7 protein-coding genes and 1 pseudogene are annotated in these 8,888 nt (G+C 73.2%); 4 read left to right on the forward strand and 4 right to left on the reverse strand.

Translation table 11 applies throughout. The features are described 5' to 3' along the window. Positions 1-105: 105 nt before the first annotated feature. The 3 genes from ACFVGY_RS33175 to ACFVGY_RS33185 form a co-directional block, all read right to left on the reverse strand. Complete coding sequence (locus tag ACFVGY_RS33175; RefSeq protein ID WP_385684760.1) at positions 106-1,953, reverse strand: glycosyl hydrolase family 18 protein; 1,848 nt, start codon at positions 1,951-1,953, stop codon at positions 106-108. A 180-nt stretch (positions 1,954-2,133) separates the two neighbouring features. After that, complete coding sequence (locus tag ACFVGY_RS33180) at positions 2,134-2,787, reverse strand: response regulator (RefSeq protein ID WP_385684763.1); 654 nt, start codon at positions 2,785-2,787, stop codon at positions 2,134-2,136. Next, positions 2,784-4,007 carry a sensor histidine kinase gene (locus ACFVGY_RS33185; protein WP_385684765.1) on the reverse strand — a complete coding sequence of 408 codons (1,224 nt, stop codon included), beginning with the start codon at positions 4,005-4,007 and terminating at the stop codon, positions 2,784-2,786. The genes ACFVGY_RS33180 and ACFVGY_RS33185 overlap by 4 nt, the downstream gene beginning before the upstream one ends. 190 nt (positions 4,008-4,197) lie before the next feature. On the opposite strand from ACFVGY_RS33185, the gene ACFVGY_RS33190 reads away from it, so the two are divergent. Continuing rightward, positions 4,198-4,773 (forward strand): hypothetical protein, encoded by a 576-nt coding sequence (locus ACFVGY_RS33190; protein ID WP_385684768.1) that lies wholly within the window; start codon positions 4,198-4,200, stop codon positions 4,771-4,773. Here the strand turns inward: ACFVGY_RS33190 and ACFVGY_RS33195 are convergent. After that, positions 4,770-5,345: a cob(I)yrinic acid a,c-diamide adenosyltransferase gene (locus ACFVGY_RS33195; protein WP_360637152.1), complete on the reverse strand. Its 576-nt coding sequence runs from the start codon at positions 5,343-5,345 to the stop codon at positions 4,770-4,772. The two genes, ACFVGY_RS33190 and ACFVGY_RS33195, sit on opposite strands and share 4 nt — an antisense overlap. Before the next feature lie 196 nt (positions 5,346-5,541). Here ACFVGY_RS33195 and ACFVGY_RS33200 point away from each other — a divergent pair, with 196 nt between their 5' ends. From ACFVGY_RS33200 to ACFVGY_RS33210, 3 genes and pseudogenes are all read left to right on the forward strand, one after another. Further along, positions 5,542-6,390 carry a 3-hydroxyacyl-CoA dehydrogenase family protein gene (locus ACFVGY_RS33200; protein WP_385684771.1) on the forward strand — a complete coding sequence of 283 codons (849 nt, stop codon included), beginning with the start codon at positions 5,542-5,544 and terminating at the stop codon, positions 6,388-6,390. Between the two features lie 195 nt (positions 6,391-6,585). Next, the gene (locus ACFVGY_RS33205; RefSeq protein WP_385684774.1) at positions 6,586-6,909 is read left to right on the forward strand and encodes an STAS domain-containing protein; all 324 of its coding nucleotides are present in this window, start codon (positions 6,586-6,588) and stop codon (positions 6,907-6,909) included. A gap of 185 nt (positions 6,910-7,094) precedes the next feature. Beyond that, positions 7,095-8,888, forward strand: a pseudogene (locus ACFVGY_RS33210) (ATP-binding protein); the annotation flags it as partial.

Below are 8,888 nucleotides of genomic sequence, written 5' to 3' on the forward strand. Positions count from 1 at the left end.
GAGCTTGGCGATGGCGTCGGCGGAGTTGAATCCGGCCTGCGGGATCCCGGCGTAGGAGGTGAGCGTCTCCCCGGCTTCGTCGTTCACCGGGTCAGTGCGTGGGGGTCACCGGAGGCCGGAGTGGACGGCGGCGGCGAGCTCGCCGTTCGCGGTGTCGCCGCTGAATTCCCAGTAGAAGGCGCCCCGGAGCCCCTGCTGCTTGGCCCAGGTCATCTTCCCGGCGATGGTGGCGGGGGTGTCGTAGCTCCACCAGTTGCCGCCGCACGCGGCGTAGGCCGTCCCGGCGATCGTGCCCGTGGCCGGGCAGCTGTTCTTCAGCACCTTGTAGTCCTCGATGCCCTGCTCGTACGTGCCCTGGGCCGGTCCGGTGGCGGTGCCGCCGGGGGCCGCCTGGGTGACGCCGGTCCAGCCGCGGCCGTAGAAGCCGATGCCGAGGTTGAGCTTGCTGCCCGGGACGCCCTTGGCCTTGAGCTTGGCGATGGCGTCGGCGGAGTTGAATCCGGCCTGCGGGATCCCGGCGTAGGAGGTGAGCGGGGAGTGCGGGGCGGTCGGGCCCTGGGCGGCCCAGGCGCCGAAGAAGTCGTACGTCATGACGTTGTAGAAGTCCGCGTACCGGGCGGCGCCCGCGTAGTCGGCCTTGTCGATCTTGCCGCCGTCGGAGGCGTCGGCGGTGATGGCCGCGGTGACCAGGTTGTTCGCGCCGAACTTGGCCCGCATGGCCTGCATCATGTTCGTGAAGGCGGCCGCTCCCGAGATGTCGCAGGTGAGGCCGCAGGCGTTCGGGTACTCCCAGTCCAGGTCGATGCCGTCGAAGACGTCGGCCCAGCGCGGGTCCTCGACCAGGTCGTAGCAGGACTGGGCGAAGGCGGCCGGGTTCGCCGCGGCCTGGCCGAAGCCGCCGGACCAGGTCCAGCCGCCGAAGGACCACAGGACCTTGACGTGCGGGTACTGGGCCTTGAGCTTGCGCAGCTGGTTGAAGTTGCCGCGCAGCGGCTGGTCCCAGGTGTCGGCCTTGCCGTCGACGCTCTGGTCGGCGGTGTAGGCCTTGTCGTAGTCCGCGTAGGCGTCGCCGATGGTGCACCTGCCGCCCTGGACGTTGCCGAAGGCGTAGTTGATGTGCGTGATCTTCGCCGCGGTGCCGGAGGTGACCAGGTTCTTCACGTGGTAGTTGCGCCCGTAGACGCCCCAGTTGGTGAAGTAGCCGAGCTTGACCTTGTCGCCCGGGTCGGGCGGTTCGGTGCCGCCGGGGGTGGTGACGGTCAGGCTGCCGGAGGAGGGCCCGGTCTGCCCGGCGGTGTCGCGGGCGGTCACGGAGTACGTGTACGTGGTGCCCTTGGTCAGGCCGCTGTCGGTGTACGAGGTCCCGGTGACCGTCGCGATCTTCGTGGCGCCGCGGTGGACGTCGTAGTCCCTGACGCCCTTGTCGTCGGTGGCCGCGCCCCAGGTCAGGCCCACCGAGGTCTCGGTGACCGGGCCGGCGGTGGGGGTGCCGGGAGCTGAGGGCGGGTTGTCCCCGGGCTCGGAGGGCCCGCCGTCGCAGGAGCCGCCGTTGACCTTGCAGCCGGCGGGGGCGCCGGAGCCGGTGCCGTTGAAGCCGAAGCTGATGCTGGCGCCGGGGGCGAGGGTGCCGTTCCAGCCGACGTTCTTGCCGGTCCAGTGGGTGCCGGAGCTGGTGACGGTGGCGTCCCAGGCCGAGGTCACCCGGGTGCCGGCGGGGAAGTCCCACTCGACGGTCCAGGCGGTGAGGGTGGTGGTCCCGGTGTTCTTCACCGTCCACTTGCCCTCGAAGCCGGATCCCCAGTCGGAGACCTTCGTGTACGTCGCCGTCGCGGACCCGGCGGCGCTGGCCGGCCCGGCCAGCGCCACCAGACCGGCGACGGGCAGGGCGAGAGCGGCCACGGCCGCGGCGAGCCTTCTGAACAGACGGGTGCGGGGTGGGGGTGCTGTGCTCAAGGGTGCTCCTCCGTAGGTCCGTCGCGGTCGTGGCGTCGACCGCGACATGGGGGTGGGACCTGCGCCGCCCGTGAGCACGCCGCCGGGGCACGCTCACCACAGTTGCCGCGAGCGTAGAAAGGTCTGGACCAAGCGTCAAGAGGTCCAGACCTCAGGGGAGTTGGGACGCGAGTGGCGCCCTCAGGGGCCCAACTCCTGCGCCAGCACGGCCGCCTGCACCCGGCTGCGCAGCCCCAGCTTTCCCAGCAGCCTGCTCACGTGCGTCTTCACCGTCGCCTCCGCCATCTCCAGCCGCACCGCGATCTCCGCGTTCGACAACCCCTCGCCCAGGCAGCCGAGCACCTCCCGCTCCCGCCGCGTCAGCGACGCCACCGCCTCGGCCGTCTGCGGCGCCACAGCGGGCCGCGCCGTGCGCGGGGCCGCGAACTCGGCGATCAGCCGCCGGGTCACCGCCGGGGCGATCAGCCCCTCGCCGTGCGCGACCGTCCGGACCCCCGCGATCAGCTCGGCGGCGTCCACGTTCTTCAGCAGGAAGCCCGCCGCGCCCGCGCGCAGCGCCCCGAACACGTACTCGTCGAGATCGAACGTGGTCAGCACCAGGACGTCCGCGAGGCCCTCCGCCACCACCTGGCGCGTCGCCGACACCCCGTCGAGCCGCGGCATCTGCACGTCCATGAGGACGAGGTCCGGCCGCAGCTCACGGGCCAGGCGCACCGCCTCCTCGCCGTCCGCCGCCTCGCCCACGACCTCGATGTCGCCCGCGCTGCGCAGGATCAGCACCAACCCCGCCCGCACCGCGCTCTGGTCCTCGGCCACCACCACCCGGACGGTCACGCCGTCACCACCTTCTCCTCGGCGGGCAGCACCGCCCGCACCTGCCAGACCGGGCCCCGTCGGCCCGCCGTGAACTCCCCGCCCAGCAGCTCGGTCCGCTCCCGCATGCCGACCAGGCCCGCTCCCGAGCCGGGGGCACGGGGGCCCGGCTGCTCACCGTACGGGGACTCCACGTCCACGGTCAGCAGCCCGTCGGTGCGGGCCACGCACACCCGGACCGTGCCCGGCGTGGCGTGCTTGAGGGCGTTGGTCAGCGACTCCTGGACGATCCGGTACGCGGCCAGTTCCACGGGGGCCGGCAGCGGTCCGCCGCCCGGCTGCCGGGCGTCGTCCAGGACGAATTCCAGTCCGCTGGCCTCACCGTTGACGCGGGCCTGCTCCAGGAGGGCGTCGAGCCCGTCCAGGGAGGGGGTGGCGACCGCCTCCTGCTCGGCCCCCGCGTCCCGCAGCAGGCCGATCAGCCTGCGCATCTCGGCCAGCCCCTGCACGCTGTTCTCCCGGATCACCCCGAGGGCCTCGCGGCTGGTGGCGGGGGAGTCGATCGAGAGCGCCGCGGTGGAGTGGATGGCGATCGCCGACAGGTGGTTGGCCACCATGTCGTGCAGCTCCCGGGCCATCCGGGCGCGCTCCGCGACCACGGCCTGGGTGCGGTCCATTTCGGCCAGCAGGGCGGTCTGCTCGGCGCGCAGCCGGGCGGCGATCGCGGCCTCCCGGTGGTTGCGGAGCGTAGCGCCGGTGAGGGCCGGTCCGAAGCCGACGATGCCGGTGAGCACGCCGATCAGCAGGCCCTGGGGCGCGCCCAGCAGGGCCCCGGAGGCGATGGTGACGACGACGGTGACCAGGCCGGTGCTGATCGGGAGCCGCCGGGCCATGGACGGCTTCCCGTAGACGACGGCCGCGTACATCAGGTCCGTGAAGAGGACGATGGTGGCGAGGTTGCCGACCGTGAACTGGTCGGCGCCGGTCGCCGCGATGCCGACGGGCAGGGTGACGGCGGGGGCGCTGCGCCGCAGCAGCACCATGATCCCGATGACCAGCAGGGGGACCAGGGCCGCCCAGTCGGGGAAGAAGTGCCGGCTGCCGTTGCTGTGGACACCCAGCGACCACAGCAGCAGGCCGCCGAGCACCCCGACCACCGCGATGATCACGTCGTCGCGGTGCGGAGGCGGGATCCGGCGGCGTGCGGCGGTCGCGGGAGCGGAGTCGTTCACGGTCCCCATCCAACACGGTGACGGCCGGCCGGGCCTCGCCACCAGGGCGGACGACGGGGCCGGCCGCAGTACACCGAAGGATGCAGTCACGGTTCGTCACCGGTGACGACGTATCGACGCGGAACGGACGGGAGGCTGGAACCAGCCGTCAAGGAGCCGGCGCCGAAGACGCCGGACCACCGGCCGGAAGGAGAGATCCGTGCTCGTCCCCCTGATCATTGCCTGCGAGGTCGGCTTCTGGGTGCTGCTGGCCGGCGGCCTCGCGCTGCGCTACCTCGCGCGGATGCCCCGGCTGGGGGCGGCGGTGCTGCTGTGCGAGCCGCTGCTGGAGCTGGTGCTGCTCGTGGCCACCACCCTGGACCTGAAGAACGGCGGCGAGCCGAGCTGGCGGCACGGCCTGGCCGCCGTCTACATCGGGTACACCGTCGGCTACGGCCACTACACCGTGAAGTGGCTCGACGGGCACGCGGCCTACCGCTTCGCCGGCGGGCCGAAGCCGCCCGGCGCCGGGTACGGCAAGGAGCGCGCCGTGCACGAGTGGAAGCTGTGGCTGCGGACCCTGGCCGGCGGCGCCGTCGCCGCCGCCCTGCTGCAGGGCGCGGTCTGGTACGCGGGCGGCGCGGCGGACACGTCCGCGCTCCAGGACTGTCAGTTCGCCGTGCTGCGGGCCGTCGGCATCCACGCGATCGTGGCGGCCGCGTACACGATCTGGCCCCGCAAGGCCCCGGCGCCGGCCGGGGCCGCGGAATCCGGCCTGGTGAAGGGCGAGCGCTAGCCGCGCTCGCCGCCCGGCACCCACAGCACGTCCCCGACCTCCTTGTTGGCCGTACGGGCCAGGATGAACAGGAGGTCGGAGAGGCGGTTGAGGTAGGTGGCGGTCAGCGGGTTCATGATCTCGCCGTGCACCTCCATGGCGGCCCAGGTCGAGCGCTCGGCGCGGCGGACCACGGTGCACGCCTGGTGCAGCAGTGCCGCGCCGGGGGTGCCGCCGGGCAGGATGAAGCTGCGCAGCTTCTCCAGCTCGGCGTTGAAGCGGTCGCAATCCGCTTCCAGCTTGTCCACGTACGCCTGCTCGATCCGCAGCGGCGGGTACTCCGGGTTCTCCACGACCGGGGTGCACAGGTCCGCGCCGACGTCGAACAGGTCGTTCTGCACCCGGACGAGGACCTTCACGACATCCTCCGGGAGGCCGCCGAGGGCGATCGCCGTGCCGATGGCCGCGTTGGCCTCGTTCGCGTCGGCGTAGGCAGAGATCCGCAGGTCCGTCTTGGCGGTCCGGCTCATGTCACCGAGGGCGGTCGTGCCCTTGTCGCCGGTGCGGGTGTAGATGCGCGTGAGGTTCACCATGCGGCCAGCGTAGTGAGCCCCGCCGGGGGGCGGGAAGCGAACTCGGCGGCGGGCGCGGAGCGGTGAGCCGTATCGGTGTGATGTCCGTCATCTGAGACGTGACGCGTGTTACTTCACGGTCACACCGCCCCTCATGCCCGCTAGTCTCCGGCCGAGAGGCTACGAGACTGGCCGTTTGAAGAACGAGGGGTGTGCAGTGGCTGGGAAGCTCGCCGTCATCGGTGCGGGGCTGATGGGGTCCGGAATCGCTCAGGTCTCCGCTCAGGCGGGGTGGGACGTGGTGCTGCGGGACGTCACCGACGCCGCACTGACCCGCGGGACCGACGGCATCAAGGCCTCGTACGACAAGTTCGTCTCCAAGGGCAAGATGACGGCCGAGGACGCCGAGGCCGCGCTCGCCCGCATCACGACGACCACCGACCTGGACGCCGTCGCCGATGTCGACATCGTCGTCGAGGCCGTCTTCGAGAAGCTGGACGTCAAGCACGACATCTTCCGCGCGCTGGACAAGCTCGTCCGCGAGGACGCGATCCTCGCCTCCAACACCTCCGCCATCCCGATCACCAAGATCGCGGCGGTGACGGAGCGTCCGGAGCGGGTCGTCGGCGCGCACTTCTTCTCGCCCGTCCCGATGATGCAGCTGTGCGAGCTCGTCCGCGGCTACAAGACCAGCGACGAGACCCTCGCCGCCACCCGGGCCTTCGCCGAGTCCGTCGGCAAGACCTGCATCGTCGTCAACCGCGACGTCGCCGGCTTCGTGACGACCCGTCTGATCTCGGCCCTCGTCGTCGAGGCCGCGAAGCTGTACGAATCGGGCGTTGCGTCCGCCGAGGACATCGACATCGCCTGCAAGCTCGGCTTCGGCCACGCGATGGGCCCGCTGGCCACGGCCGACCTGACCGGCGTCGACATCCTGCTGCACGCCACCAGCAACATCTACACCGAGTCCCAGGACGAGAAGTTCGCGCCGCCGGAGCTGATGCGCCGCATGGTGGACGCCGGGGACTTCGGCCGCAAGACCGGCCAGGGCTTCTACAAGCACTGAGCCGCAGGAGGACGGGGACGCCCCGGGACCGGGCGCCACTGGGCACCAGTTCGAACGCTCCGCCTCGCGAGTGATTTAGGTATCGGTTCGCTCACGGTCGGCAACTTCACCGCCCATGCGGCAGTCAGTTCCAGTGAGAGTTGCCGACCACGGACCAGTCGGACCATACGTACGCAAGGACTGCCGGGAGCGCATATGCACATCAGGGGCGACCACGCCGAACTCGCTGTCGGGGGCCGCCTCGACGTGCGCAGCGCGGCGGACGCCCGTGCGGCCCTGCACACCGCCCTCGACGACGGCCACGGCGACCTCGTGCTCGACCTCACCGGGCTCGACTCCTGGGACGCGACCGGCCTCGGCGTCATCATGGGGGCCCACCGGCGCGCCGGCCGGGCGGGCCGCCGCCTCGTCCTGCGCGGGGTACCGCCGCAGATGCAGCGGCTGCTCGTCGCCACCCGCCTCCACCGGATCCTCGCCATCGAGGGCGGCCTGGAAGCGGAATCCCTCCCGAGGGTCTGAAGCCCCCCACCGACCGCTTTGTCCGGCTGAAACGTAACGGTCCGGCGGATAACCCACCCCTGCGGTTCCGCGTACCGCCGGCCACCGTCTAGGGTCTTTCGGAGGCCGGACCCAGCGACAGCGGAATGTGCGAAGGCCGGACGGCAGGACGGCAAGGGCGCAGGGCGCGATCGGGGGACTTGGTCATGGACCGCACGCAGGGGCAGACCGAACCGGTGGAGCGCGCCGCGGCGGGCTCCGGACCGCACACGGCATCCACCCCCGTCGCCCGGATCACCACCCTCACCGCGGGCGGGTACGCCCTCACCGTCAACCCCGTCGACGGCAGCGAGATCCAGCCCCGTCGGCCCGGCACCGCAGCCGGCCGCCCCGCCCGGCGCGATCCGGCCGCCCGCCGTGAGCAGGACGCCGCCGGACGTCCGCCCGCCCTGCCCGGCCCCGCCGCTTTCGCCCCGCCGCTCCTCGCGCGCGAGGAGGAACGGGAGCGCCTCGTACACCTGCTGGGCCGCGGCCGCTCCGTACGGCTGACCGGACCGGCCGGGTCCGGGCGCACCTCCCTGCTCGACGCGGTCGCCGCGGACTGCGCCGGACTGGCCCCGGACGGCGTCGTCCGGCTCTCCGGGTACGGGCACCAGCAGCCGGGCGAGCTGCTGCACGCGCTCCACGCGGCCGTGTACGACGCCTCCGACGAGCGGCCCGAACGGGACGAACTCCTCGCCCGCGTACGGGACATCGGCGCCATCGTGGTCCTCGACGACCTGGAGATGGGCGGCAGCGTCCTGGAGGAGCTGCTGCGGGCCACCCCCGAATGCGCCTACCTGCTCGCCGCCACCCCCGACACCGCCCCCCTGGACGACACGCACCTGGAGGAGGTCTTCCTCGGCGGCCTGAGCCGCTCCGACTGCCTGCAACTGCTCGAAGCGGGCGTCGGCCGGCCGCTGACCGAAGAGGAGACCACCTGGGCGGAGGACCTGCGCTTCGCCTCCGAGGGGTTGCCGCTGCGCTTCGTCCAGGCCGCCGCCCTGCTGCGCCGCCGCGACGAGCTCAACCGGGGCCGCAGCGAGGACGACGACGAGGAGCCCGGCGTCTTCGAGGAGCGGCCCCGCGACACCGGCGCCGTACCACTGCCGACGCTCGCCGAGGGCGCGGCCCCGGCCGAGCTGCTCGCCTCCCGGCTCAGCGAGTCGGGCCGGGCCGCCCTGCGGATCGCCTGCGCACTCGGCGGGGAGCTCCCGCACCACGCCCACCTGCCGGCGCTGGTGGGGGACACCCACGCCGACGCCGCCGTCGCCGAACTGCTCGGCAGCGGGCTCATCACGCCCGTCGGGCCGCGGTTCCGGCTGGCCGCCGGGGTCGCCCGGCAGCTGGAGGAGGCCGGGTACGGGGACACCGCCGCAGAGGAGGCCCGTACCGCCGCCCGCCACTACGCCTGGTGGACCGGACACTCCTCGGTGACCCCGGCCCGGGTCGCGGCCGAGGCCGACGCGGTGCTGTCGGCGCTGGGCGGCGCCGATGTGGTGGCCGCCGTCCTGCTGGCCCGCAGTGCGGCGCCCGCGTTCGCGGCCTCGCGGCACTGGGAGGCGTGGGAGCGGGTGCTGCGCGCGGGCGCCGAGGCCGCGCGGAAGGCGGGGGAGGTCGCCGAGCAGGCGTACTTCCACCACGAGCTGGGTGTGCTCGCCCTGTGCGAGGGGCGGCTGGACCGGGCACGGGCCGAGCTGGAGGCGTCGATCGGGCTGAAGGGCGCCCTCGCGGACAAGCGGGGCACGGTGGCGGGCCGGCGGGCGCTGGCGCTGGTCACCGACCGCGAGGCGGCGGGCGTCGCCGGCTCGCCGCCGCTGCGGCTGGAAGCCCCGGCCGACGCGCCCGCTCCTGCGTCTGACCCCACGTCCGCCCCCACACCCGCTCCCGCGTCCGCCCCGGCGCCGGCCGCGCCGTCGGCGCGCCCGGCCGCGTCTGCAACTCCGACCGCCTCCCCGTCC

Origin of the sequence: Streptomyces sp. NPDC127106 (genome assembly GCF_042677605.1) — a bacterium.
Classification (GTDB): domain Bacteria; phylum Actinomycetota; class Actinomycetes; order Streptomycetales; family Streptomycetaceae; genus Streptomyces.